Origin of the sequence: Emticicia sp. 17c, assembly GCF_037153985.1 — a bacterium.
Lineage (GTDB): Bacteria > Bacteroidota > Bacteroidia > Cytophagales > Spirosomataceae > Emticicia.
Genome location: NZ_JBBAYI010000001.1, coordinates 1 through 24,887 on the forward strand (window position 1 = coordinate 1; position 24,887 = coordinate 24,887).

The window sequence follows — 24,887 nt, forward strand, 5'->3', positions numbered from 1 at the left end:
ACCATAAAAGTAAGTCTTAGTTGTCTTGGCTCTATTTCTGCTCTTTCAACCCATTATTCGCATTAATTATTTAAATATGAAATCAAAAATAGAAGAGATGAAGGAATTATACCCGATTGGTTCAATAATAGAGGGTGAAGTTTATATGTTGGTTCCTTTTGGAATATTTCTGAAAATAGACCACCCAACCTTTATGGGTCTAATCGAAATAATTGATATAAAAGATAAACAAGAATTATTTGATTATTCTTCATTTCCTCCAATAGCTAGTAAAATTAAGGGTCGAGTTATGGGATATCAACCAGATAATAATCAAATATATTTAAGTGTAAAGCCGAGTATAATGGAAGATAATTAATTGATTTTACTGTACATAATAGTCGTTTTAAGTACTAGATTTCATATTAACTATAAATAGAGTGCCTATTACCCTAATTTTGATATATCAGAATGGAAGAGATATTGTTTCAATCTGAAGAATCCTTCGATATGATGGATTTTTCTTTAAGTCATAAAGTATTGCTTATTAGGGGTACTATTGTAACCGGGAAAGCTGGAAAATATATTTCACACGAAAATATTGACTTACTTTTTGGTGGTACTGATTTCATTCAAATTCCAACTTCATTTGAACGCGGGATATTAATAAAAAAAGGAGATAAAGATAAAATAATTAATACTCAAGTAGTATTAAAAGCTGGAGAATATTTCGAAATTATAAATAATAATAATAGCTACTTTATCCGAGCAGCAGTATTTGAAATCTTGAAAAATAATCTTAATACTGCTGAAAGTAGTATTGATGGTAAAAAATACAGAGACACTAAAGAATACGTCAGAAAAGAAGATATTGAAAAATACCCTTATTTGTGGTGGTTCTATAGAAACGCTACAATTTTGAATTGTAAATTTATTGTATTTTTCTTAGCTATCTTGATTCAATTTTTCTATTTTGATATAAATTCCAAGGAGAAAACAAAGTATTTCTTCTTTAAAAGAATCGGTAATTACTATGAAAATATAATAATTCTAAGAAATATAAAGTAGGTCTAACTGTAGCGAATCTATTGAACCTTCACATATAAACCCTTCAAGATTTTGAAAAAAACAAATTTTTGGTTTACTCAATTCATATCCCATAATTTTTTCAAAAAGTAAAGTTTCATTGTAATCAAATACTTTAATCAAGAAAAAACTATCAAACTCATATTCTGCTACTTCTTTGCCAAGCCTAATTAAATCTTGGCTATCCATTTTATCATCTATGTTTAGATGATATTTATTTGAAGACTTATCATTACTTCACACTTTCTCTATTATTTATATTATTTCCAGCAATAAAAGACAAGACTTGATAAAATCCTTGATATGGCTTTCCTGCTTCAATGGTAATAATATGAGATTTTCCATTTTCGGCAACCTCAATCATTGTAAAGTGTTGTTTATCTTTAATTCCTTTTTTCATTTCTTCTTTTAGAGCAAAAGATACTCCTACAATTTCAGAATTATTAATTATGTAAATAATATCGTCTTTTGAATAGATTAAATGCCTATTAGTAAGAATAAGCCAATTTTTCAAGTCTTTAAGATAGCCAATCAAGTTCTCATCATTACTTTCAAAGGCATTTTTTAACAGATTATTATATTTATCAGCATTTTTAAGGCTAATAATTTCTGTTAATTTTCCTTCGCCTCCTTTTCGTCTAAAAATTGAAAGAAGAACGGAATTACTAATATTTTTCTCCATTTATAAATTATCTTTTTAATAGTTTCTGCCCCACACTTTTTGATGCTCTCCAAACAGTATGCCATTTAATCACAAAGCCCCGGATAGGGGCTTTGTGTTATTCATCATAATTATCTATAAAATTACCAAAGTCATTTCTAAACTTTTCAGTAACTTCTTTTGTTTCATCCCACACTTTTGAGTTTAGTAAAGCCTTATCAGCATCACTTAAACTTAATTTTAATTCTAAGGTTAGTATCAATGCTGATTGCATTTGTGATACTCCTTTACTTTTCAACTCACCTAAAATGGTGTCTAAGTTATCCCCATTATAATTCTCTCTAAAAAATAATCTATATTTTCCCATTATCGTAGTTTAAATATTTTATCAAATCCATGATCAGGATTAGCAGATGAACTATTTGCTGCCCGTTGGGACTGTATTCTAAGTTCATTAAACCCATGGTTTTTTGCATAATTCTTGAAAGAATCAAGAGTTTCTAACATATTTCTTGAACCGAAGGCATTTTTTAATCCGTTTCCTTGTGCCCCTTTGGGATAAAAAATAAGGTAAATAAAAACTAAAGAATAGAAAAATCAGCCTCTTTAAGAAAAAAATGTAAAGGTTTAAATGTAAAAAAATACCTTAAAATAAAAATCCCCAAAAGATATATTTATTACATAGAGAAAAGCATAACTTGTGTTTTTAACCATGAACATGAAAATATATTTACTAGCCCTTTTACTTACTCTCCCATTTATAAATAATCTCCAAGCTCAATCTGTAGTTCCTGGTAATAACTTTGGTTACACTCAAGGTGCATTTAGTGTTTCGGATGCTGGTGGTTCTACTTATCAAATACCTTTGGTATTACCCGCAGGTACGGCTGGGCTCCAGCCTAAATTAGGTTTAAGCTATAGTAGTCAAAACGGGAATAGTTTTATAGGATTGGGTTGGTCCTTAAATGGCCTTTCAAGTATTACAAGAAGCTCCAAGACGCGCGCTCAGGATGAAACTGCTGATAATGTACAAGAAACTAAAGCCGTCTCTTTAGGAATCTCCTATAATAAATCTGATCGTTTTAGTTTAGATGGTGAAAGATTAGTATTGGCCCCTGAATCGATTAATTCTACTATTGCTTTTGACGAGAATTACGGTAATGACCAAACAGTCTACTATACAGAACAAAACTCTTTCAATAAGGTAATATTATGCGAAAATTCATCTACACAAAGCCCTCAATATTTTAAATCTTATTCTAAAGCTGGATTAATATATGAATATGGAAATACCTCTGATAGCCGTGTAATAGACCCTACTAAGAATGTTGGATTTCAATGGTTAGTTAATCGAATCGAAGATAGAAAAGGAAATTATATGACCTTTTCCTATATCCAAAATAGTGTTTCCGGAGAGGTATATCCTGATGAAATCAACTATACCGGGAATATTGCCGGAAGTTTGATGCCCTATAACAAAGTAAAATTTATCTGGGAAGACCGACCAGATAAATCAAGTGTTTATGGAATAAGATTTCAACAGAAAAACACTTATCAAAAACGTTTAAAGTCAATTCAGATTTTTTACCAAACAACGCTCATAAGAGAGTATAAATTATCTTATGTAGTTAACCAATATTCTTTACTTAGCCAGATACAAGAATGTGATGGTAGTAATACTCAAATTTGTCTGGAACCAACAGTTTTTGAGTGGTCTAATCTTGAATTAGGATTAGGAACACCGATTGAAGTAACTAATGTACCTAATACCACTCCCGAAAAAAGGCTATTCGGCGATTTTAATGGTGATGGTTTAGTTGATATTGCCACCTGGGATATTCCGACTAATACTGCTAATTTAGTTGTTAAATTTTTTCTAAATAACGGTGCAGGGAGTTTTACATCTACGCCAGCTTATGAAAACACCATAAGTATTCCAGGAGGTGGTAGTAATTTCAGAATACAAACAGGTGAAGTAAATGGAGATAATATTGCTGATGTTATTGCTACATGGCAACCTGCTATTTTTGGGGCAAATGACTGTTTATATTTTGTTTCTAATCCACCTACTCCTGCCGTAGACGCAGCCTACACATACCCATGCACCTACTATATGAAACTTGTCACTATTGGTGATACTCCATGGGATGATTATATAGTAGACATTAATCAAGATGGTATATCTGACTTAATAGACTTAAGAACTGAGCCTGGAACCTATAAGCCTATTTTAACTGGAGGAAGAATAGCATTAAATCTACCTACTAATACTGCTACACCACAAACGTATTATGGTATGGTGGTTCAGCCTGATTTGAATAATAGTGGCTATAATATTGGTTGGTCAGGTTCTGCAGAGCCTGAAAAGTTGTTTGACGATATAAATAATGATGGCTTAACTGATATTTTTATTTATGATAAAACAACTGGTGATAACGTAATTATCTATACTGAATCCTTTAGAAGTGTTACGGCCATTGCCAGTCGCAAAAATCAATACAAATCAAGGATAACTTCAAGTCAACGTCAGTCTCTTCAAACCACATGGTTAGCTGGCTCAACAAATAAAGTTACATTGGTTGATTTAAATAGTGACAATCTATCAGAAGTATTAATACTAAAGCCATCTACAAATCAAGTAGTTATTATCCCTAATAAAGGAGGAAAAAGCTTTGAAAATTTAGGTAATCATAAAATTGAAACAGTTTCGGTACTTAGTAGCTTTCCTAATGTAGCACCAAATGATTTCAATGCTGATGGGTTAATAGATTTAACCTTTTACGAAACAACTAATGGTACTAACAGGACTTACCTGAATCTAGGAGAATTTAATTTTAGTTTCTCTCAACCTTTGATTGATGCTCTGCCAACGTTCCGTTTTAAGGATACAGGTTCAAACCCTAAACCTCAAATCGGCAATTTTCTAAAGTCTTCTCATAGCGATTTATTTTATTATAATAGCTCAAACAGTAAATGGTTTGTGCAACGAATGAGACAAAGTCAGGGATTAAGTATAAAAAAGATAACCAATGGTGCTGGCTTATCTACTGAAATAAGCTATGATAATTTATTAAACTCTCAATTATACGAAAAGGCCGGACAAGTTAAATTTCCTAACGTCGATATTCAGTCTCCTTTATATATTGTTTCAAAAGTCAAAACTATAACACCTACAGGCGATGAAACAGCTAAGAAATTCCGTTATTTCGGTGCTACAATTAATGTAGAGGGTCGAGGATTCAGAGGTTACTCAAAGATTATTGAAATTGATTCTATTACAGGCATTTATGATGTTCGTTATTTTAGACAAGGTAATGATCAATGGAAATATACAGGCCAGAATCTTATTAAAACTGAGCGATATTATTCAAATGATGTACTAATAGCCCGAACTACTCACAGTCCAGTCCTAATTGGTTATCCAACTACCAATTCTACCAGTTTTAATGCTTATGAATATGAAGAAAGTATTGAAGATTTTGTTAACAATACAACTCGTAAAACCAGAAAATTAAACGATTCGTATGGTAATCCGACTTACGTTGTAGCTGACTATGGGCAAAGTATAAAAGACTCTACTGCTAATATTTATACAGATAATGTTAATAACTGGATTTTAGGGAGATTAACCCAAGCTACTGTTCATAAGTCTGCGCCTAATTTAACAACCGAAATTCGTCAGGCATCTTTTGAATATGATGCGAATGGTTTGTTAACCAAAGAAACCTCTGATGCTAATCTGGCTGCTGAAAAACGCATAATCAAAACTTATGTTTATGATACATTCGGTAATATCACCCAAAGTACAACTAATGCATGGACAGGTGTAGCTTTTCAGAATAGAACCATCCAAACACAGTACGATGCCTTAACCAATCGTTTTATTACCCAAACTACTAACGCTTTAGGTCATACAGCATCAGTAACCTACGAGCAAAAATTTGGTTTACCACTGACTCAGACCGACCCAAATGGACTGGTTACTTCTTTTCAATACGATGGGTTTTCAAGAATTACTAAAGAAACTTCACCAGATGGCACCTGGAAAGCAATTGCCTATCGAAAGGCGGATATTAGTCAATTCCAAAGTCCAAATAGCGCAGTCTTTTTAACCTATACCCAAAATAGTGTCGGCCAGGTATCCATTGAGCATTTTGATTCTTACAATCGAAGTATTCAAAATAAATCAAAAGGTTTTGATGGGCGATGGATAAAAGTTGACCATATTTTTAGTCGTATCGCATCTCCTGAGGTTCGTGAAATCATTAAAGACACATACCCTTATTATGAAGGTGAAGCTCCTGCCGGATATACTCAAAAAGAATTAGATAAGTTAGGCCGGGTAGTTGCTGTACGAGAGACTAAGACAGGGGGTATACGAACTGCTAGTTCTACTTTTGGGGGACCCATTACAGAGTTTTACAACTTTAAAAGCCAGAAAAAAACTGACATTGAAGATATAAAAGGGAGAGTAATAGAAAGTCGTTGGAATGATGGGAATAATGTTTTTCTTACTTATGATGTAGCCGATAGATTATTAACTTCTAAAGATTTTAAAGGTAATATTATTACTAATGAATACGATGTAAGGGGCTTAAAAACCAAAATGATAGACCCAGATATGGGTACTTATTTGTATGAATATAATGGTTTTGGTGAATTGACTAAGCAGACTTATCCTAATGGAAATATCGTAACTATGACCTACGACATATTAGGCAGATTAGTTACTCGTACTGATACAGATGGTGTTACCACTAATACTTATGATTCTGGCAATAAAGCAATCGGGAAACTCAGTGCCGTTAGCAGCTATGTTTCCACCCATACATTCTCTTTTGATAATTTAGGTAGGAAGAGTCAGGAAACAACAACAGTAAACGGTCAGACTTATACTACAGGTTATACATACGATGCACAAAGCAGGCTCAATACACTAAGTTATCCTGCATCTGGTTTAGTTATCAAAAATGTATATAATGCCTATGGATACTTATCAGAGTTAAGGAATAATGCTGATAATAGCTTATTCTGGAAAATAAGTACCATGGATGCTAGTGGTAATATTCTTTTGCAGGAATACGGCAATGGTGTAAAAACCGAAAAACAATATGAGGCAGCAACGCAGTATCTACAATCTATCCGAAACTTTAATAGTACTACTACCTTACAGCATTTTAATTATACATTTAATGATTTAGCTCATTTAACCGAACGCAAAGACGTAAAACGGAATAAAACCGAAACATTTGATTATGATGAGGTAAACAGACTTATTGCTACTAAATTAAATGATGTTACTACAACTACACTAAGATATGATGCGCTTGGTAATATAATCTATAAGTCTGATGTAGGCGATTACGAGTACGGAGCTATTAACAATGGGCCACATAGATTGCTTAACATACGAACGAACAATGCCAATGTACAATGCTCTTTTACGCTCAATATTTATACTGTTTACAACTCATTCAATAAAGTAAAAGAAATATCGAATGATACAGCACGTGTTGAGGTAAAGTATGGTCCCGACCAGCAACGTATCATGCAAAAAATGTATGTGCGTAACACTCTCACTCGTACCAAGTTATACATTGGTGGCATTTCGGAAATAGAAATATTTGCTAATGGCAAAACCATTGCTACTAATTTTATAGGAGGAATTGGCATACAAGTTACCGAAACACAAGGTGCTACTACTACAAAAACAATAAAGTATTATCTTAAGGATCATTTAGGCTCAGTTACTGGCTTTACAGGAAATGGTGGAGTATTATTGGAAGAAATGAGTTTTGATGCCTGGGGTAAGAGACGTAATGCCGACTGGACGGTTTCAAATGCTGCGTTTAATGGCAGTCATGAAAGAGGCTTTACCAATCATGAGCATTATGACCTCTTTGCTATGATTGACATGAATGGGCGAGTCTATGACCCTACCTTAGGACTTTTCTTACAGCCAGATCCATATATACAAGATATAACCGATTTGCAAGACCTTAATCGATACAGTTATGTTAAAAACAATCCTTTAAGCTATACTGACCCAAGTGGATACTTTTTTAAGAGTATTTTTAAAGCCATTAAAAATGTAGTGAGTGCAGTTGTAAATTTTGTAGCTGAAAATTGGAAACCACTTTTAACAGTTGCAGTGGCTGTCGCTGTTACATATCTTACTGGAGGATTAAATGCTACTTCCTGGATCGTTGCCGCAAAATCAGGGGCCGCAGCTGGCTTTGCTTCTAATGTTACAGGGGCTTTACTTAATGGTGGTGGGCTTGGAAGTGCGCTAAGGTCTGGATTTAAAGGGGCAATAATAGGCGCAGTGAGTGCTGGCTTAACCTATGGAGTTGGACAATGGGCCGGTGTATTAGCTGATAATGCCCCAGTAATGGAAACTGCAAGGTATTATGGGATAAAAGTTTTAGGGCATGGGGTAGTACAAGGAACAATGTCAGAAGTGACTGGTGGAAGATTTATACATGGATTTATTACAGGTGCTATTTCTGGTGGAACTGAAGATTTAATTGGAAATAATTTTCCTGATTTTAGCAGTAAAGTAGCTGCTGCTGCTATTGTTGGTGGAATAACCTCTGAATTAACAGGAGGAAATTTTCAAAACGGTGCAATGGCTGGTGCTTTTATAATGATGTTTAATCAATTAGCTAGACATCTTCCTCTAAATGAAGAAGATGCAAGTTATTGCAAAATAGGCAATTATGGAGAAAAACGCTCTGATCATACCCATGTTGGGATTGATATTGTTCGTAATGAAATAGGAGCAGTTGATGGAGAAAATATATATTCTGTCTCAGACGGAAAAGTAGAAATGCGTGGTTGGAGCAATAATTCAGCTGGTTATAGAATTGCAATTAGAGATGCGAATAACGACTTACATCAATATTTTCATATGCAAGCTGGTTCCATCCCTTCAAACATTACAATTGGAAGTAAAATTGAAGCGGGCACTATCATTGGCAGAGTTGGTAGTACAGGACTGAAAGTGTATTCCCCACATTTACACTACCAAATGAATTCTGGTAATACAAACCCGACTTGGTTAGATTATCCTCCTTGTGATAGAATTAAATAATAATATACTAATTATGAAAAAAATTATATTTTTTTTAATGCTATTTAGTAATAATTGTTTTTCCCAAACTACGGTTTTGTTGATATACGATGCCAACGGCAATCGTATAAGTAAACAATTAAAAGGCAGTAGCCCAAACCCAACAGTTACTGCAAGCCCAGAAGCTGTTGCCCCGAGTCAATCAAGTACATTGGTGGCAACTGGTTGTACAGGTGGCTCTATTCAATGGCAACCTGGGGGTCTAACAGGCAATCAGATTGTAGTAAACCCTACTGTTACAACAGAGTATACTGCGAATTGTATAGTTGTTGGTTGCGCTAATAATGGTTTTGCGCGCATTACCGTGTCAATCATCCAATGTGAAACCATACCTATTACAGTAGCAACCTCTGCAAATTCAGTAAAATATGGTCAGTCTGTTACACTTTATGCCTTTGGTTGTGTCAATGGCATAGTTAAATGGTCTTCAGGGCAAATTGGCTCCCCTATTAATGTACAAATGTATGGTTCCTCGGCTATTTATATGGCTACCTGTAGTAGAGATTACTGTCCTGATATAGGGTCAGCTACTATTTTAGTCGGAGGAATTTCTGGATGTTTGCCAGGAGATGTCATGGTTACTAAACAACCGGGTAATTGGCATAACCCAAATACATGGATATGTGGCCGTATACCCACAATTAATGATGAAGTTTACATTAATCATCAAGTAAGCTTAACCAACTTTGGATATGCTAAAACCCTTGTTATGGGTAATGGCTTTTTAGTATATGATAATAATGGGACAATAGTTCTACCTTAATTTTCATCCTTTATAATTATGAATTACCTAACAAAAATTTCATTGGTATTAATAGTCATAATTATTAATACTCAGATAAGCCTTGCTCAAGCTCCTACTAATGGCCTACTCGCTTACTATCCATTTAATAACTCTTTTGGAAACGACGAAAGTGGGAATAACCGACATGGGACAGTTTCTGGTGGTGTTTATGCAATGACCGATCGCTTTGGTAACCCCAATAAGGCTTCCTATTTTGATGGAACAGGTAGTATAATAGCTCCCTGGAATATATTAACGGGAAATGCAGCAAGGACTATGTCAGTTTGGTTCAAATGCTCAGCACCTTCATCATCACAATATATGCTCTCCTGGGGAAGACTTAATGCGGCTAGTGCTGCAAGCCATTTAGGAACATATTTTGGTACTAATGGAATTCGGTATTTAGGTTTTTTAGGAAACTCAAATGACATCACCTTACTTGACCAATTTCAATATTATGATAATCGCTGGCATCTAATGACCTTTACTTATGATGGTTCTTTAATGAGCCTTTATCTTGACGGCGTTCGAGTGATTTATTACAATACTGGAGTATTATTAAACACAAGCAACACTTCTCTTGTAATTGGCTTTGGTACTACTGGTACATTTAATTATTATTATACCGGCTCTTTAGATGATATAAGAGTCTACAACCGTGCTCTCACTCCAACAGAAATTCAACAAATGTATTTAGCTGAAGTAGCTCCTTCTACTACAACAGATGTTATAAAATTGGGTACAAATAGTTTTATCAACACAAAAGGTGAAGCCAATACATTTATTGGGATAAATTCAGGAAGAAATACAACCGGAGCGAATAACACATTTTTAGGAAATAATACAGGAACTGATATTTCTACAGGTTTAGGTAATATCTTCATAGGTAGTAAGTCCAATAGCTTTGGTTCCAATTCTTCTATCCTTCAACGCTCTGGTGCAATTGGCTACAATGCGCGCGTTTCTGTTAACGATGCTATTGTATTGGGTGACTTTGAAAACCCTAATATTAAAGTAGGAATTGGTGTACATGACCCTCAATATAGATTAGATGTGAAAGGAGTCATTAATATGCGCACTGCTTACAATAGCCCTGGTATTAAGATGAATGGCAAGAGTTTCTTAGAATTAAATAATGAAGGAGAATTTGTAGTATCAAATTTTAGAGTAAGATATACAAACCCTAATGAATGGCCAGATACAGTCTTTAGTTCATCTTACAAAATTCAAACTATTGAGGATGTAGCAAAGTATGCTAGAGAAAATAAACATTTGCCTAATATTCCAACGGCTGAAGAAGTAGTTAAAAATGGTGTAGATGTTCCATCAATGATTGCTAAGCTATTAAAAAATATAGAAGAGCAAACTCTGTATATTGATAAGATAAATAGTGACTACAAAAAATTACAAAGTGACTATCAAAATTTACAAAAAAGAGTAGAGGAATTAGAAAAGAAATAGTTTTAAACTGAATAGTTATGAAAAACTTCACAAAAATCTTATCAGTATTGACAGGTATAATTATTAACAGTAATATAAGCTTCTCTCAAGCTCCTACTAATGGCTTAGTAGCTTACTATCCCTTTTCGGGTAATGCAAATGATGCCAGTGGGAATGGACGTAACGGTACTATTGCAGGGGGAGTTACCGCTTCAGCAGATCGTTATGGAAACGTCGGTCAGGCTTATAGTTTCGATGGAGTAAATGGTAATATTACGGTTGATGACTGGAGTCTTCTTCAAGGAAATGCGGCTCGAACGCTATCTGTTTGGTTTAAAACGAATCAAAATACATCATCATACTATATGATTTCTTGGGGAAATCCCGGTCATACTACAAATACAGGCAGCATCTTAGGTATATCAGCCCAGCCTGCTTATAGCTATTTAGGTTTTTTTGGTATTAATAATGATTTATCATTATTAAATGCGGCTCAATACTTCGATGACAGGTGGCATTTAATGAGTTTTACATATGATGGAAACACAATGAATCTTTATTTAGATGGTGTGTCTCAAAACACAAAAACAAATTCACCACTCAATACAGGTAGCTCAAATCTCATCATTGGCTCCTATGTTCAAAACTCTAATTATTTTAATGGGCAATTGGATGAGGTAAGAATATATGACCGAGCCTTGACGGCTGCTGAAATTCAGCAAATGTATGCCGCTGAAGTGGTAACTTCTGTAGCTGATGTGATTAAATTTGGCCCAAATAAGTTTATTCACGCTACTGGTATAGCCAATATATTTGCAGGGGTTAATGCCGGTAGTAATACAACAGGTGCAAACAATACATTCTTTGGGAATAAAGCAGGGTTGGGAATTATTTCAGGTCAAGGAAATATCTTTATCGGTAGCAGTTCAAATAGCTATGGGGATAATATAGGTACACTTCAACGTTCCGGTGCTATTGGCTATAATGCGCGCGTTTCTGTTAATGATGCTATTGTATTAGGTGACTTTGAAAATCTAAATATTAAAATAGGTATAGGAGTGCATGACCCTCAATATAGATTAGATGTGAAAGGGGTTATCAATATGCGCACTGCCTATAATAGCCCTGGTATTAAAATGAATGGCAAGAACTTTTTAGAATTAGATAATGAAGGAGAATTCTTAGTATCAAATTTTAAAGTGAAATATGATAATGTTAATGAGTGGCCCGACGGAGTATTTGACTCAACATACAAAATTCAACCTATCGAAGAAGTAACAAAATTTGCGCGAGAAAATAAACATTTGCCTAATATTCCTACGGCTGAAGAGGTGGTTAAAAATGGGGTGGAAATGCAAGATATTGTTGCCAAACTATTGAAAAAGATAGAAGAATTAACTCTTTACATTGGAGAGCAAAATAAAATTAACAAACAGCAGGCAGATGAAATAAAGCAATTGAAAGATGAGGTTAATGTATTGAAAATTACTAAGCCAAAAGAATAATTTGTAAAAATTAAGGTTTGATATTACAGACAACAGATTTTAGATGAGCATAAATCTTACATTTCTTATAAGTAATAATTGAGTGTAAATGCCTTATTTTCAATCTTAAAAATGAGAAATTGAAATGTATCTATTGTCAGATAATAAAAAACCTAATTTTCTTCAAAGTGTTGATTTAAATTTAGTTTTTTACAGATGAAATACCAGAAATACTTAAGAAAATAAATACATAAATGAGTTGCTAAATAACTTACTACTCTATTCGATTATTCCAAACCTTTCAAAAGCATTTTTGACCATAATATATGTTTCATAATCCCAATTCTTCTTATTGGTAATTTTATCAATATTCTGCTGAATAATTGGGTCAGTTTCCTTCAGCATATTGATTCTTCTAAAATAAGTTCTTTCAGAGAGGAAGAACTTCATTCTAAAAAACTTTGGAGAGTATACAAGCATAGTTGTTAGGTATTAAAGAATATCGACTATTGATTGTGGACAAGGGAAATATTTGTTTATTCCTTCCGGCAGAATTTATTGTAAATGAATCTTGGCCTTTAGGCTTTCATCGACATCTATCTGAACCTATCTCAATGTCAGCCATTATCATTGCTACTAATGCTTTCAATGTCAGATTTTCTGGGAGTATTGATTGTGCCATAAATAATGTCAATGGGTAAGTTTTATTTCGATAGACAAATTTAAGGATTTGCCGCAATTATTTTTACGAATCGTAACGATTCGTGCATATTTGAGAATTAGGATTCGTTACGATTCGTGCATATTTGAGAATTAGGATTCGTTAGGATTCGTGCGTATTTGAGAATTAGGATTCGTTAGGAATCGTAACGATTCGTTACGATTCGTGCATATTTGAGAATTAGGATTCGTTACGATTCGTGCGTATTTGAGAATTAGGATTCGTTACGATTCGTGCATATTTGAGAATTAGGATTCGTAACGATTCGTACATATTTGAGAATTAGGATTCGTTACGATTCGTTACGATTCGTGCATATTTGAGAATTAGGATTCGTTACGATTCGTGCGTATTTGAGAATTAGGATTCGTTACGATTCGTGCATATTTGAGAATTAGGATTCGTTACGATTCTTGCGTATTTGAGAATTAGGAATTGTTACGAATCCTGCATATTTTTCGGATTAGAAGTTATTATGAATTCTATAGATTTATGAACTATATAATATCAGCAAAATTGATAATAAAAAGCTGCTTTGCTAATAATTTTCATATTTTATATGTGCTTTTTATTAATTGAATTACTTATTGGTCTGCACTTGTATATTTCTATTCCAAGACTGGGAGAGAAATTCTGACCTTTTTGAAGCCGTACTTTACCCCTTATTTTTTCTAACAAAGCATCAAATTCTTCCAAATCTGCCCATTTCTTGAAATAGTAATAGACTAATTGCCAGTTAGGGAAATTTTTCGGAAGCATACGCCATTGACAACCCGTCTTTATTAAGTATAAAATAGCATTCCAAACTGTTCGTAAACAATGTTTGCGTTTCTTGTTGTTATAGTTTAATGCTTTTTGATAAATTGCCACTGAGCATCTGATAAATCGGTTGAATACATCTCTTTTTGGTTTAGTCACTTTAAAGAAAGTTCATTCTTATTATTAGTTAGATGCTCTTATTCTTTTTATCATTTATTTTTTAAACAGGCTCTTAATTTGGCTTTAGATATTTAGGTTCTATACAATTCAACTATAGGTTAAAAGGACATATTTTTTGTTTTTCTTTGCCAATTTTGTATAAAAAATATAATTTTCATACAAAATACTTGTCAACTGAGCTTAAGGAAATTATTTTTTCCCGCAATCGTTTAGTTGGCAAAGCTTTAAATGTGCCATAATTTTGAGACACTTTGAGGGGTTGCTCTAAGTTAAAAATAAAAAAGTAAATGAAAAACCCAATAATTTGTGATACTAACGTTTGGTATCGATTTGCTGATGGTCGGTTAAAAATAGAGGATTACTCTAATTATAATCTTGTACCAACTTGGATTAATATTCATGAAATGTTGACTACTAAAGACTTTCAAAATAAAAGGGCATTGGCAATGTTTCAAATCATGTTGAAATGTAAAGACTTTAAGTATTTAAGCCCGATTCAGTATTTTAAATCTGAAATGTTTAGGGACAATTATTCTGAGGAAGGAAAAAATATTTCTTTATTATTGACTAATATAACTAAAGATTTAAGTAATGATAAGTTTGATGTTCATGGTACTATGACCTCAAAAAAGTATCGCGAATTGCTTTGGAATGATGAAAATTTGTCAGAAATAGAAATCAATGAAACCATAGAAACTTATAGAAACATATATAGAACGCAATTAAAAAACCTCTTAAAGTCATGTAATGGACAAGTGCAACATTTTGAGAGTACTAAAGAGTTTTTAAGTTTTTTCCTTAATGGAGGTAATAAATTTGATTTTTGGAAGTTCGACTTTTCAGATTACGAATTGTTACTTTATACAGTTAATCAATTTTTTATTACTCTAGGAAAAGCCTCAAGTGGATTTAAATTTGACAAAAATGATTGGGAAGACGTTTTAAATTTGACATATGTTAAGCAAGATATGCTTTATTGGACTTTTGAAAAAAAATGGATTAAATATATCAAAGATTCGGGTATGGAAAGATACCTCTTTAATGTAAAAAACTAAATTTAAATCAACACTTTGAAGAAAATTAGGTTTTTTATTATCTGGCAATAGATACACTTCAATTTCTCATTTTTAAGATTGAAAATAAGGTACTTACACTCAATTATTACTTGTAAGAAATGTAAGATTTATTCTCATTTAAAATCTGTTGTCTGTAATATCAAATCTTAATTTTTACATCTTTAAAGAGGTTTAATTATTCAAATTTACAAATATGTAAAGTGCTCGGAGATTTCTAAGCACCTTATTGAGATCAAAGTAAAAGAATAAGACCGAAATATCATTAATTGGTAGCTTTCAAAAACTGCCTTTTCACAGTTTCTTTATCCACTCTGAAGTAATGCTTTTCAGTAGTACTAACTCTTTTATGACCTAAAATTTTGCTTACAGACTTTACATCGAAACCGTCCAGATTGCCATAGTATGAAGCACATGATTTACGAGCTGTATAAGTAGTAATTTTTTTTACAGAAGTGATACCGGCACGGGTAGCAATAATTTTGATATATCTATTTATAACTTGATCTGAGTAAATAGCAAGATTGTAATGATAGTGCTCCAAGATATTCTTTACAACTGGATGAAGTGGTATATAACTGCTCTCTTGATTTTTATCTTTTCGATTTTTGAAACTAAGCAATTCAATATACTCAAAGTCCGACTCATCTTTGAAGATATAATTTTTAGGTTGTTTTAAAAACCTTACATAGTCAGAATGCCTGAAGCCAGTAAAACACATAATTAAAAAACCATCCAGTACCTTTTTCTCTGTATCTGAACATCCCTCACAATTGATTAGTTTGATAATATCAGAAAAAGGTAAAGGTTCAACTTTAGGAGACTGAACCTTATTTTCAATACCAAGTTCTAACAGCGGGTTAGAAAGAAGATATTGTTTTTGCACGGCATAGGTCAAGCATTTAATTAGATTTTGTAATGTTCTATAACAATGTTCATAACTAACTACTAGGCCTTGGTTGTTTTTCTGTAACTGTAAATAGTTAAAGTAATTATTTGCTACAGTATTGGTAATAGCTCTTAATTCCAAATCTTTCCTGTTATAATGTGTTTTTAAAAAGCATTCAAATTGCTTTTTTGAATAGGTGATTTTATCTAAAGTGCTTTTTTCTAAATTTTCAGTTTGGTTACGGTGCTGAATATATTCTTGAAAACACTCTAAAGAGGTCGGTATTTTGATAGTACTCAGCTTTTTCTCACTAACATACCTATCTCTTATCATCTGTGCAGTAAAAGAGTGATTAAGTTTATTTAGCTTATTAAAAATCTCTCTTATTTCGGTTCTGATATTGATGAGCTGGTCATTTATACTATTGACTTCGTTCTTAGAGCCATTAAAGATTTGCTTTTTTAAGTCGAACGTGTAAATACAGTCAATATTTGTGCTAAATCGGGTAGCGGTTAATCCGTTGAATCTTATGAAGCAATATAATTTAAGGTTGGCGGAATTACCATCTTTACGGGGTCTAAATCTAATAGTAGGGTACATATTTTTATCAGCATTATTGAGTCAAATAATGAGCATTAGTTGGCTTCCAACAGGTGTGCTTTTTTTTAATTTTAGTGTGATCTTTTGTGTAGCTTTTTAATGAGGTGTAGAAACGACCTAAGAGTAGAGTTTTTTGGGAGAAAAATGGCAAAAAACAAAAAAGCTACACTTATTTAGTGTAGCTTTGTGCTGAAATCTTCTGATTTCTCATTTTAAAGCTCCCGAAGCTGGGCTCGAACCAGCGACCCTCTGATTAACAGTCAGATGCTCTAACCGACTGAGCTATTCGGGATTGTTTGCCGCGACTCCGTTGTTCTGAAATCGTGGTGCAAAATTAGACTTTTAATATATATGTGTCAAATAAAATTTGAAAAATATTTTATTTTTTATTCTAATTTTTCAGCGGTGTTCACTAAACAGTCTTACTGTCAGGTATTTAGGTTGATAAAAAAAATCGTTTTTTGTATTGTCTTTTATAAGCTCAATTATTTCTTTCTGAATTTTGCTAAAGATAAATATAAACTTTCCCTAAACTCAGACGCTTACTCCATGGCTAGCCGTACCAGCTCGGCTGTATTCTTAACTTGTGTTTTGCGAAGTATGTTGGCACGATGGTTAGAAATTGTACGCACACTTAAATTAAGCTTTTCAGAAATCTCCTGACTATTTAGGCCCTCAACAATATAGGATAAAATAACTTTTTCTTGCTTCGAAAGCATATTAATGATTCCTGATGCCTCTTTGCTAGTGGCATTTGCATGACTTTTCTTCTGACCTAATAGGCCATCAATTATCAAAGCTGATATATTTGGAGGGAAATATTTGCTACCTTTTGCTACCGTTTCCAATGCTTTCAGGATTTCTTCTTTACTGGTATCTTTCAATAGGTAGCCCATGGCCCCATTTTCGACGGCTGTTACCATATACTCCTGATTATTATGCATCGAAAAAATAATTGATTTAACAGATGGGTGTTTCTGTGAAATAATTCGGGCAACTTCAAAGCCCGACATCTTGGGCATCGATAAATCCAGCAAAATCAAGTCAGGTTTTAATTCTTTGATGCTCTCCAGAGATTCAACTCCATCTGAGGCTTCACCAACAATCTCAAGATGCTCTTCTTCTTCCAGAAGGTTTATAAGACCCCGACGAACTACTGCGTGGTCGTCTACAATCATTAATTTTATTTTATTAGTCATTATAGTCAGGGATTTTTATAATTATATTAGTTCCTTTGGTTGGTTTCGTGTCAATTTTGATGGACCCACCTGATAAGTTCACACGTGTTTTCATATTAGAAAGGCCATTTTTGCTACTAGAGTCTTTTTTAAGATATTTGGGGTCAAATCCAACACCATTGTCAATAATCAATAATTCTATTTCATTTTTTTGTCGCCACAACATCACTTTTGCATTTGTAGCATTAGCATGCTTTACAATATTATTAATGGCTTCCTGAGTTATTCTGTAAAGATTTACCTCCAGATTAGTACTGAGCCGTCTTTTCTCAAGATTAGTTTCAACATCCACAACTATACCACTCGCCTTAGTTGTGTGTTCGGCCAAGAGCCTGATAGCCGCACTTAGTCCGAAATCGGTTAATACCGCAGGCATCAGGTTAAAAGAGGCTAGCCTTGTTGCCTCAATGGTTTCTTCAATAAGTTTACTGTGGTCGTCAAAAATTTTCTTTTGCTTTTCATTGTCAATAGTCAGGCTTTTAAATTTTTCGCTATGTAGTTTTAATCCCGTAAGCATCTGCCCGATACCGTCGTGCAACTCGCGCGATAATCTCCTGCGTTCTTCTTCCTGCCCTTCAAGTAAAGCACCTGACCTCACTTTGTCTTCTTTTCTTATCAATTCAAATTTTTCTTCTGTCATTCGAAGAAGGTCGTTCTGGGTATCTAATAATTTTTGATTGGCAATACTTAATTCCTGATTTTTTAATCGTAAAGTTTCCTCCGAATCAACCAATTTTTTTATAACGGTTCTGATATAACTGGCCAAGGGTTTAAAAATTAATAACCCTTCCAGCAGTAGCACCGCAAAGGTTACAATAAAAAGCGAGAGCTCTATATATCTCATACGCTTGACCCTCTCTTTCGATTCTGAATCGTACTGAAAAACAATGCTATCCATTTTATCAAGAAAAAGCCGCTCATCAAGCAATATTTGATGCAGAATTTCATCTTTATTGAAGCTTTTGTTATTCAATATCAGAGTCATTTTATTATTCAGGTCATTAAAAATAGGGTCTAGTTCCTGTAACATACGGCGAGTATGTTCCGAATTCTTTACATACACTTCATGTTCAACTGCCAGATGTCCGTTTATTAAGCCCTCGTGGCATTTATTCCAAAGTGCTAATGTCTCTCTGTAATCATCTTTGTAAAAGCTTGCTTCTCCGGCTAAATTTTCAGAGTTTATAAGCAAAATAGCCATTTTAACTAGCCTTTGACTAAGCATTCGCTGGCGACCAGCAATATTAACAACATGTGCATCGTCCAGCGAATCTTTCAACGAGTACTGAATTAAAATCTGTCCTGTAATTGAAAGCAACCCTACCGCCATTAGTGCTATCATGTACAACCGCGTAAGGCGTTGGGCTACCTGTTGGTCGAGTGTTGTAGGCATTTTTGTTAAAATATTATCTGTTGCATGTCATAGAAAATTAGTACAAAAAAATACTAATTCAATGATTTACATGATTATTCTTGATTGTTTTTAGTTTTTTGTTGAAAAAATTATATTTTATAAATATCCTGAATATCAAAAAATAATTCTGTGATATATGTTCCCGCTTTTATTAAATATGGAATATGGTCTTATTAGCTAGGAAAAGTATTGTTTTTGTTAGTGATATATGTATTTTGTGCATCATTTTTAATGAATTTCAGCTTTCATGTTTATAGATACAATTTTTATTTTGTACCAATCTTTGGCATAGATTTTCGTTTATTTGTTATAATATTGATACATAAAATAAACTACCCGATAAAATTTAGAGTTATGTTGAAAAGTGTACTACTGGCCGTATTGTTACCTGCCTTTTCGTTTGCCCAAAACATAGGATTTTCGAAACAAGACAGTACCGATATTTTTATGCAAACAGCAGAGGTTTCGGCCAAACAAAAACTTAATAGTTTATTGCAAGACCCCCAAAGCCAGTTGTTCTTGGCTGATTTCCAGAAGAAATTTCCTGATGCTTTTGAAAAAGAAATACGCTATAAACAACTGTTATCTGCTAATGTAGATGATTGGGAAATGGGTTTATACGACGAACGTAAAAATCAACTGGATTTCCTGAAAAACTATCCGGCAAAAGAAAAACTGTCGGCCGATTTTCAGAAACTTGTTGAAACCAATATTCGTTGGAATTATTGGCATCTATTACTGGCTTACCCCATCATCAGAAGTAATCTTGATGTAAAACTGGCTCGTGTGGTATCGTTACCAGCTGTAATGACCGAAGCACTTGACCCTCAGAAAATTTCTGATGAAAGCTTGCTAAACGCCGAGGCTTACCGTAATTTCCTTCCTTTCTTTATCACTTATTTTAATTCGCAGGAACAAAAATTTGCTAAATATTCTGACCAAGTAAAAGCCCTTTCAGACAAAAACAATTACGCACAAAAGTACCTCAAAGGTAAAGTGCTTGATTTTACTATTACGAAAATGGTATATGATAATTGTGGCAGAATTACTGCTTCGGCAGCCAAATACTGGATTAGTCAGGTAGAATCAGACAATTACAGAAACTTATTACTTAGCCATTGTAAGGAAACGCTCAACAAAAAGGAAGAAATTGCTAAAGTAAAAGAAGAAAAAACACAAAGCTCAAAAGAATTGCTCAACAATAGTGAATATCCTGTGCTGGTAGGGCTTGATGGCAAACCATTCAATTTTGCCAAATACAAAGGGAAAGTAATTTATGTTGACTTCTGGGCTAGCTGGTGTGGCCCTTGCAGGCAGGAATTTCCATTTTCTAGAAAACTCCATGCCGCATTGAGCGAAAAACAAAAAAAGAATATAGTATTTTTGTATATATCAATTGATGAAGACCCCGCAAACTGGAAAAATGCAGTCGAACAGTTAAAACTTGACAACGGCGACCACGGCCATTCAGGAGGAGGCTGGAACTCGGAGTTAACCAGAAAATACCAAATCAATAGTATTCCGCGTTATATGATAATTGATAAAAACGGAACTATTGTTCAGCCTGATGCCGTACGGCCGAGCAATCCTGCTACACTCGAATTATTACAGAAACTCATAGGAGTTTCGTAAGGAATTAATTTTTAGTTTTGATTGTATTACATCTGTGAAAACAAATTACATTTGTAAGAGTATTGTATTTTCATTTTAAAATTTCCTCTGGCAGGAATATAAGTCATGTTTAAATACGTTATTATATTATTATTACTGATAGTTTTTGTGCCTACGTTCAGAAACTTTCTTTTTGAGTTGCTTGTAGGCAAGCAAATTGCGAAAGAACAAAAGCGTTATAACGATATTATGGAGAAACAAAGAGGGAAAGAAGGCGATGTTAAGGTGAAATCAACCGAGCAAACTAACAAAAAAGATAGTTTTGAGGGGGGGCAGTACGTCGATTTTGAGGAAGTTAAGTAATACCTGTTCTGTAATTAAATAAAATAGTAATGTTGAAAAAATTTTTAAAGCCTACAAATCTATCCAATCAGGTAAGCCTGGCAGTTTTTATTTTAAGACTTGGGTTTGCTCTGTTATTAATCCCACACGGTTACAATAAATTACAAAGTTTTTTAGCCGGTGACCACGACTTCCCAGACCCTCTGCACGTAAGCCCCGTCGTTTCACAGGTGTTGACTATTACTGCCGAATTGGTTTGCTCAATTTTTTTGGTTATAGGCTTATTTACCCGTATTGCAGCATTAATTCTGGTGGTTTGTATGTTAATAATTGCCTTTGTTATACATGGTAACGACCCTTTCGGTGATAAAGAACAGGCAATTCTATATCTTGTTAGTTTTATAAGTATCCTGCTGACAGGGCCCGGAAAATACTCCTTAGATGCCCGCTTATTTAAATAGTTTGCATGCTTAAAATAGCTTACGATTCTATTTATACTCATCCATTACCCGAAGGTCATCGGTTTCCGATGATTAAGTATGAACTGATTCATGAGCAATTGCTTTATGAAGGCACCTGTACACCTGCTAATTTTTTTTCTCCGGTATCAGTCGACCGACGCTGGGTTACGGGTGTTCATGATGAAAAATATCTTGATGATTTACTGAACCTACGGATTGATCCCAAAATGGAGCGTAAAATAGGATTTCCTATTTCGGAGATGCTCGTCAGAAGGGAGTTAATAATTACGCAAGGTACCATTGATTGCTGTACCTTTGCTTTACAAACGGGTATCGCAATGAATATTGCGGGTGGTACACACCATGCTTATGCCGATAGGGGAGAAGGCTTTTGTTTGTTAAACGATGTGGCCGTAGCAGCCTATTATCTGATAACCAATAAACTGGCCGAACAAATTCTGGTTGTTGACTTAGATGTGCATCAAGGCAATGGAACAGCCGTTATTTTTCAGGATAATCCGCAGGTTTTTACTTTTTCAATGCACGGAAAAGATAATTATCCGCTTAAAAAAGAAAAATCTGACCTTGACATTGAGTTGCCAACCAACTGCGATGACACTACCTATTTATCGTTACTATATGATACACTACCGCGGCTAATCAAGGAAGTAAAACCTCAATTTATTTTTTATATTTCAGGCGTAGATATTCTGGCATCAGATAAACTAGGAAAATTAAAAGTTTCGATGCAAGGCTGCCGTCAGCGCGATGCCTTCGTGTTTGAACAGGCCATTGCCAATAAAATTCCTGTGGTAGTATCAATGGGAGGGGGGTATTCTCCTCGTATTGCCGATATCGTTGAGGCACATTGCAATACTTTTCGTCTGGCAGAAAAAATTTTTTTTTAACTATGCAAAATCTGGCGCACTACATCGACCATACCTTATTAAAGCCAACAGCAACAGAAATGGATTTCAGAAAACTATGTGAAGAAATCTATCAATACCATTTCTATTCGGCGTGTGTACCGCCTCACTACGTAAGTTTTGTGAAAGAGATACTAGCTTATAGCCCGGCCAAAGTCTGTACCGTAATAGGGTTTCCGTTGGGGTATCAGGCTACGAACATAAAAATAGCTGAAACCGAAAAAGCATTGAACGACGGAGCCGATGAAGTTGATGTCGTGATGAATATAAGTGCTTTTAAATCAATGGCTTATCTTACAGTTAAGCAAGAGATAAAAAGTATAGCAGAAATAGTACATGGCCGTCAGGCTTTATTAAAAGTAATTGTTGAAACGGCTTATCTGGATAATTTCGACCTAAGCATTGCGTGTGAAATTTGCGAAGAATCGGGTGCAGATTTTGTGAAAACATCAACCGGCTTTGCCCCAAAAGGTGCAGATTTAACACAAGTAAAGTTAATGCGTAATTGTCTGCCTTCTACGGTCAGGATAAAAGCCTCAGGCGGAATCCAGAACTACGAGCAAGCCATAGCTTTTATTGAAGCCGGAGCCGATAGGCTTGGAACTTCGTCGGGTGTAGCTATTATAAAGGGAACCGAAAGCAATGCTAGTTACTAAATTGTTTGATAACTTTATTGAAGCGCATAAAAAAACCTTCTGCACATAACTTGAACAGAAGGTTTTTTTATAACCTGAACTTCAGGTATATATTTATTAAATAGCTGGAATTCTTAACACTTGCCCAGGGTAAATTTTATCAGGGTGGGTAAGCATTGGTTTATTGGCTTCAAAAATAATAGGGTATTTCATCATGTCGCCATAATAAGTCTTAGCGATTTTAGATAAAGTATCACCTTTTTCTACTGTATGGAACTTTGCTTCAGGTTCAGGTGTAGCTACTACTAGCTGGTTGTCAACCACATGAACACCTTCTACGTTACCTACTGCTAAAGCAATTTTCTCAGCATCTTCTTGTTTATCAACTTCTCCAATTAAAGTTACAGTATCGCCTGTTGTTTTAACGGTTAAGGTGTTGAATGCTAAGCCAAGGTTTTGTACGTGGGCCAATAGCGCACTTGCTTTGAGTTCTTCTTTTTTCTCAACTGGTGCAGCTTCTTCTTTGTGGCCGAAAAGTTTTTCACCTACTCCTTTAAAAAATGACATTAATCCCATTTTGGTAATTGTTTTGTTAAATAATTGATAAATAATAAGGTAGTGCAAATGTATTAAAAACTTGAAACCTTAAATAAAAAAACTAACTAATTATTTAAATGCCAGTGAATTTTAATTTGCCTCCTTATCGACAATTTCCTTTTAGACGTACCAGCCCCCCAAAGTAACAAAACAAATCATATTTATTTTTAGTGATACTATAAATCAGAAATGTAGCCCACACAGGTATATAATGGTAAGTGTAAGATTAAAAAAAAATTAAATACCTGCTAAATAATGCAAAAAAAAGTTGCAATACTCCCATAATATTTTCGTTAATTTGAGGAGAAGATTAAAACACTTATATCGATGAAATGTAATCAACTACTACTCGCATTTATATTATTAATAGGCTTTTCTGTGAAAGCAACCGCACAATCTGACGACGACGCTATTAAAGCTACGCTGATGAATTATCTGGACGGAGGCGCAGTTGGAGACTCAGCCAAACTGAATCGGGCTTTTCACCCAGCAGCCAATTTACGTAGTTTATCCAATGGTCGTATTTCAGAAATTCAGGTTAAGAAGTTTATTGCTTCGGTTCCTGCCGGAGGGGCCAAATGGAAGGGTAACATTGTGAGTTATAGTTACGCCGGAACTGCCGGAACTGCCGTTACAGAAGAAGAATTTGATAGTTTTAAATATGTAGACTTTCTGAACTTATTAAAAATAAACGGAGAATGGAAAATTGTTAGCCGTGTGTTTTCAAAAGTAGATAAAACAACGCTCGTTGCAGCTAATGGTGTGAGCGCGCCCGCGTCTCCGGCTACAACATCGAAAGCTACTCCTGGTAAAAAACCTGCCGCAAAACCTAAGCCATCAGACGATGGTTGGTGATATGAGAAAATCCCTTTCAG

At 34.3% G+C, this 24,887-nt stretch carries 21 protein-coding genes and 1 tRNA gene; 13 read left to right on the plus strand and 9 right to left on the minus strand.

Translation table 11 applies throughout. The annotated features are described in order from the left end of the window. Positions 1 to 76 precede the first annotated feature (76 nt). Both WAA15_RS00005 and WAA15_RS00010 read left to right on the plus strand, forming a co-directional pair. Positions 77 to 358, plus strand: a complete 282-nt coding sequence (locus WAA15_RS00005) for a hypothetical protein (RefSeq protein WP_337040262.1) — start codon at positions 77 to 79, stop codon at positions 356 to 358. A gap of 92 nt (positions 359 to 450) precedes the next feature. Then, the gene (locus tag WAA15_RS00010) at positions 451 to 1,047 is read left to right on the plus strand and encodes a hypothetical protein (protein ID WP_337040264.1); all 597 of its coding nucleotides are present in this window, start codon (positions 451 to 453) and stop codon (positions 1,045 to 1,047) included. Here the strand turns inward: WAA15_RS00010 and WAA15_RS00015 are convergent. The 3 genes from WAA15_RS00015 to WAA15_RS00025 all read right to left on the minus strand — a co-directional run bounded on the left by WAA15_RS00015 (position 1,030) and on the right by WAA15_RS00025 (position 2,093). After that, entirely contained in the window at positions 1,030 to 1,254 is a 225-nt protein-coding gene (locus WAA15_RS00015; protein WP_337040265.1) for a hypothetical protein, read from the minus strand. The two genes, WAA15_RS00010 and WAA15_RS00015, sit on opposite strands and share 18 nt — an antisense overlap. A gap of 43 nt (positions 1,255 to 1,297) precedes the next feature. After that, complete coding sequence (locus tag WAA15_RS00020; RefSeq protein ID WP_337040266.1) at positions 1,298 to 1,747, minus strand: hypothetical protein; 450 nt, start codon at positions 1,745 to 1,747, stop codon at positions 1,298 to 1,300. Between the two features lie 97 nt (positions 1,748 to 1,844). Next, entirely contained in the window at positions 1,845 to 2,093 is a 249-nt protein-coding gene (locus tag WAA15_RS00025) for a hypothetical protein (protein ID WP_337040267.1), read from the minus strand. Between the two features lie 351 nt (positions 2,094 to 2,444). Between WAA15_RS00025 and WAA15_RS00030 the strand changes: the two genes are divergently transcribed. The 4 genes from WAA15_RS00030 to WAA15_RS00045 are packed head-to-tail and all read left to right on the plus strand — an operon-like array spanning position 2,445 to position 12,587. Then, the gene (locus WAA15_RS00030) at positions 2,445 to 8,819 is read left to right on the plus strand and encodes a SpvB/TcaC N-terminal domain-containing protein (RefSeq protein WP_337040268.1); all 6,375 of its coding nucleotides are present in this window, start codon (positions 2,445 to 2,447) and stop codon (positions 8,817 to 8,819) included. Between the two features lie 13 nt (positions 8,820 to 8,832). Next, on the plus strand, positions 8,833 to 9,621 hold the full coding sequence (locus WAA15_RS00035; RefSeq protein WP_337040269.1) for a hypothetical protein: 789 nt from the start codon (positions 8,833 to 8,835) through the stop codon (positions 9,619 to 9,621). 18 nt (positions 9,622 to 9,639) lie between these two features. Next, positions 9,640 to 11,103 (plus strand): LamG domain-containing protein, encoded by a 1,464-nt coding sequence (locus tag WAA15_RS00040; RefSeq protein WP_337040270.1) that lies wholly within the window; start codon positions 9,640 to 9,642, stop codon positions 11,101 to 11,103. A 17-nt stretch (positions 11,104 to 11,120) separates the two neighbouring features. Then, positions 11,121 to 12,587, plus strand: a complete 1,467-nt coding sequence (locus WAA15_RS00045) for a LamG domain-containing protein (protein ID WP_337040271.1) — start codon at positions 11,121 to 11,123, stop codon at positions 12,585 to 12,587. Positions 12,588 to 13,842: 1,255 nt separating this feature from the next. Here the strand turns inward: WAA15_RS00045 and WAA15_RS00050 are convergent. Next, positions 13,843 to 14,205, minus strand: a complete 363-nt coding sequence (locus WAA15_RS00050; protein ID WP_337040272.1) for a transposase — start codon at positions 14,203 to 14,205, stop codon at positions 13,843 to 13,845. Positions 14,206 to 14,513: 308 nt separating this feature from the next. Here WAA15_RS00050 and WAA15_RS00055 point away from each other — a divergent pair, with 308 nt between their 5' ends. Beyond that, positions 14,514 to 15,281, plus strand: coding sequence for a hypothetical protein (locus tag WAA15_RS00055; protein WP_337040273.1), 768 nt, complete (start codon positions 14,514 to 14,516; stop codon positions 15,279 to 15,281). Positions 15,282 to 15,564: 283 nt separating this feature from the next. Here WAA15_RS00055 and WAA15_RS00060 read toward each other — a convergent pair whose 3' ends face one another. The 4 genes from WAA15_RS00060 to WAA15_RS00075 all read right to left on the minus strand — a co-directional run bounded on the left by WAA15_RS00060 (position 15,565) and on the right by WAA15_RS00075 (position 19,419). Continuing rightward, positions 15,565 to 16,788 (minus strand): tyrosine-type recombinase/integrase, encoded by a 1,224-nt coding sequence (locus WAA15_RS00060; protein WP_337040274.1) that lies wholly within the window; start codon positions 16,786 to 16,788, stop codon positions 15,565 to 15,567. Positions 16,789 to 17,006: 218 nt separating this feature from the next. Continuing rightward, positions 17,007 to 17,080: transfer RNA gene (locus tag WAA15_RS00065), tRNA-Asn, on the minus strand. Between the two features lie 250 nt (positions 17,081 to 17,330). Further along, positions 17,331 to 17,987, minus strand: a complete 657-nt coding sequence (locus WAA15_RS00070; RefSeq protein ID WP_337040275.1) for a response regulator transcription factor — start codon at positions 17,985 to 17,987, stop codon at positions 17,331 to 17,333. Continuing rightward, a complete protein-coding gene (locus WAA15_RS00075) occupies positions 17,980 to 19,419 on the minus strand; it encodes an ATP-binding protein (RefSeq protein WP_337040276.1) in 1,440 nt (479 codons plus the stop codon). Before WAA15_RS00075 ends, WAA15_RS00070 begins: the two co-directional genes overlap by 8 nt. A 375-nt stretch (positions 19,420 to 19,794) precedes the next feature. Between WAA15_RS00075 and WAA15_RS00080 the strand changes: the two genes are divergently transcribed. The 5 genes from WAA15_RS00080 (at position 19,795) to deoC (ending at position 23,436) form a co-directional block, all read left to right on the plus strand. Beyond that, positions 19,795 to 21,072: a TlpA family protein disulfide reductase gene (locus tag WAA15_RS00080; protein WP_337040277.1), complete on the plus strand. Its 1,278-nt coding sequence runs from the start codon at positions 19,795 to 19,797 to the stop codon at positions 21,070 to 21,072. Between the two features lie 105 nt (positions 21,073 to 21,177). Beyond that, positions 21,178 to 21,414, plus strand: a complete 237-nt coding sequence (locus WAA15_RS00085) for a DUF4834 domain-containing protein (RefSeq protein WP_337040278.1) — start codon at positions 21,178 to 21,180, stop codon at positions 21,412 to 21,414. A 29-nt stretch (positions 21,415 to 21,443) separates the two neighbouring features. After that, complete coding sequence (locus WAA15_RS00090; RefSeq protein WP_337040279.1) at positions 21,444 to 21,854, plus strand: DoxX family protein; 411 nt, start codon at positions 21,444 to 21,446, stop codon at positions 21,852 to 21,854. Positions 21,855 to 21,859: 5 nt separating this feature from the next. After that, positions 21,860 to 22,762 carry a histone deacetylase family protein gene (locus tag WAA15_RS00095; protein ID WP_337040280.1) on the plus strand — a complete coding sequence of 301 codons (903 nt, stop codon included), beginning with the start codon at positions 21,860 to 21,862 and terminating at the stop codon, positions 22,760 to 22,762. Between the two features lie 2 nt (positions 22,763 to 22,764). Then, positions 22,765 to 23,436, plus strand: a complete 672-nt coding sequence (gene deoC / locus WAA15_RS00100; RefSeq protein ID WP_337040281.1) for a deoxyribose-phosphate aldolase — start codon at positions 22,765 to 22,767, stop codon at positions 23,434 to 23,436. 96 nt (positions 23,437 to 23,532) lie between these two features. Here the strand turns inward: deoC and lysM are convergent, their stop codons facing one another. After that, on the minus strand, positions 23,533 to 23,991 hold the full coding sequence (lysM, locus tag WAA15_RS00105) for a peptidoglycan-binding protein LysM (protein WP_337040283.1): 459 nt from the start codon (positions 23,989 to 23,991) through the stop codon (positions 23,533 to 23,535). Positions 23,992 to 24,339: 348 nt separating this feature from the next. On the opposite strand from lysM, the gene WAA15_RS00110 reads away from it, so the two are divergent. Beyond that, complete coding sequence (locus WAA15_RS00110) at positions 24,340 to 24,867, plus strand: nuclear transport factor 2 family protein (RefSeq protein WP_337040284.1); 528 nt, start codon at positions 24,340 to 24,342, stop codon at positions 24,865 to 24,867. The last annotated feature ends 20 nt before the right edge of the window (positions 24,868 to 24,887 follow it).

What these genes read in the sequence shown, in the direction of transcription:
- WAA15_RS00020 (WP_337040266.1), bottom strand. Translation starts at nt 1,747, where the DNA reads ATGGAGAAAAATATTAGTAATTCCGTTCTTCTTTCAATTTTTAGACGA.
- WAA15_RS00075 (WP_337040276.1), bottom strand. Translation starts at nt 19,419, where the DNA reads ATGCCTACAACACTCGACCAACAGGTAGCCCAACGCCTTACGCGGTTG.
- WAA15_RS00110 (WP_337040284.1), top strand. Translation starts at nt 24,340, where the DNA reads ATGAAATGTAATCAACTACTACTCGCATTTATATTATTAATAGGCTTT.
- lysM (WP_337040283.1), bottom strand. Translation starts at nt 23,991, where the DNA reads ATGGGATTAATGTCATTTTTTAAAGGAGTAGGTGAAAAACTTTTCGGC.
- WAA15_RS00060 (WP_337040274.1), bottom strand. Translation starts at nt 16,788, where the DNA reads ATGTACCCTACTATTAGATTTAGACCCCGTAAAGATGGTAATTCCGCC.
- WAA15_RS00090 (WP_337040279.1), top strand. Translation starts at nt 21,444, where the DNA reads ATGTTGAAAAAATTTTTAAAGCCTACAAATCTATCCAATCAGGTAAGC.
- WAA15_RS00085 (WP_337040278.1), top strand. Translation starts at nt 21,178, where the DNA reads ATGTTTAAATACGTTATTATATTATTATTACTGATAGTTTTTGTGCCT.
- WAA15_RS00080 (WP_337040277.1), top strand. Translation starts at nt 19,795, where the DNA reads ATGTTGAAAAGTGTACTACTGGCCGTATTGTTACCTGCCTTTTCGTTT.
- WAA15_RS00035 (WP_337040269.1), top strand. Translation starts at nt 8,833, where the DNA reads ATGAAAAAAATTATATTTTTTTTAATGCTATTTAGTAATAATTGTTTT.
- deoC (WP_337040281.1), top strand. Translation starts at nt 22,765, where the DNA reads ATGCAAAATCTGGCGCACTACATCGACCATACCTTATTAAAGCCAACA.
- WAA15_RS00030 (WP_337040268.1), top strand. Translation starts at nt 2,445, where the DNA reads ATGAAAATATATTTACTAGCCCTTTTACTTACTCTCCCATTTATAAAT.
- WAA15_RS00015 (WP_337040265.1), bottom strand. Translation starts at nt 1,254, where the DNA reads ATGGATAGCCAAGATTTAATTAGGCTTGGCAAAGAAGTAGCAGAATAT.
- WAA15_RS00010 (WP_337040264.1), top strand. Translation starts at nt 451, where the DNA reads ATGGAAGAGATATTGTTTCAATCTGAAGAATCCTTCGATATGATGGAT.
- WAA15_RS00040 (WP_337040270.1), top strand. Translation starts at nt 9,640, where the DNA reads ATGAATTACCTAACAAAAATTTCATTGGTATTAATAGTCATAATTATT.
- WAA15_RS00095 (WP_337040280.1), top strand. Translation starts at nt 21,860, where the DNA reads ATGCTTAAAATAGCTTACGATTCTATTTATACTCATCCATTACCCGAA.
- WAA15_RS00025 (WP_337040267.1), bottom strand. Translation starts at nt 2,093, where the DNA reads ATGGGAAAATATAGATTATTTTTTAGAGAGAATTATAATGGGGATAAC.
- WAA15_RS00055 (WP_337040273.1), top strand. Translation starts at nt 14,514, where the DNA reads ATGAAAAACCCAATAATTTGTGATACTAACGTTTGGTATCGATTTGCT.
- WAA15_RS00005 (WP_337040262.1), top strand. Translation starts at nt 77, where the DNA reads ATGAAATCAAAAATAGAAGAGATGAAGGAATTATACCCGATTGGTTCA.
- WAA15_RS00070 (WP_337040275.1), bottom strand. Translation starts at nt 17,987, where the DNA reads ATGACTAATAAAATAAAATTAATGATTGTAGACGACCACGCAGTAGTT.
- WAA15_RS00045 (WP_337040271.1), top strand. Translation starts at nt 11,121, where the DNA reads ATGAAAAACTTCACAAAAATCTTATCAGTATTGACAGGTATAATTATT.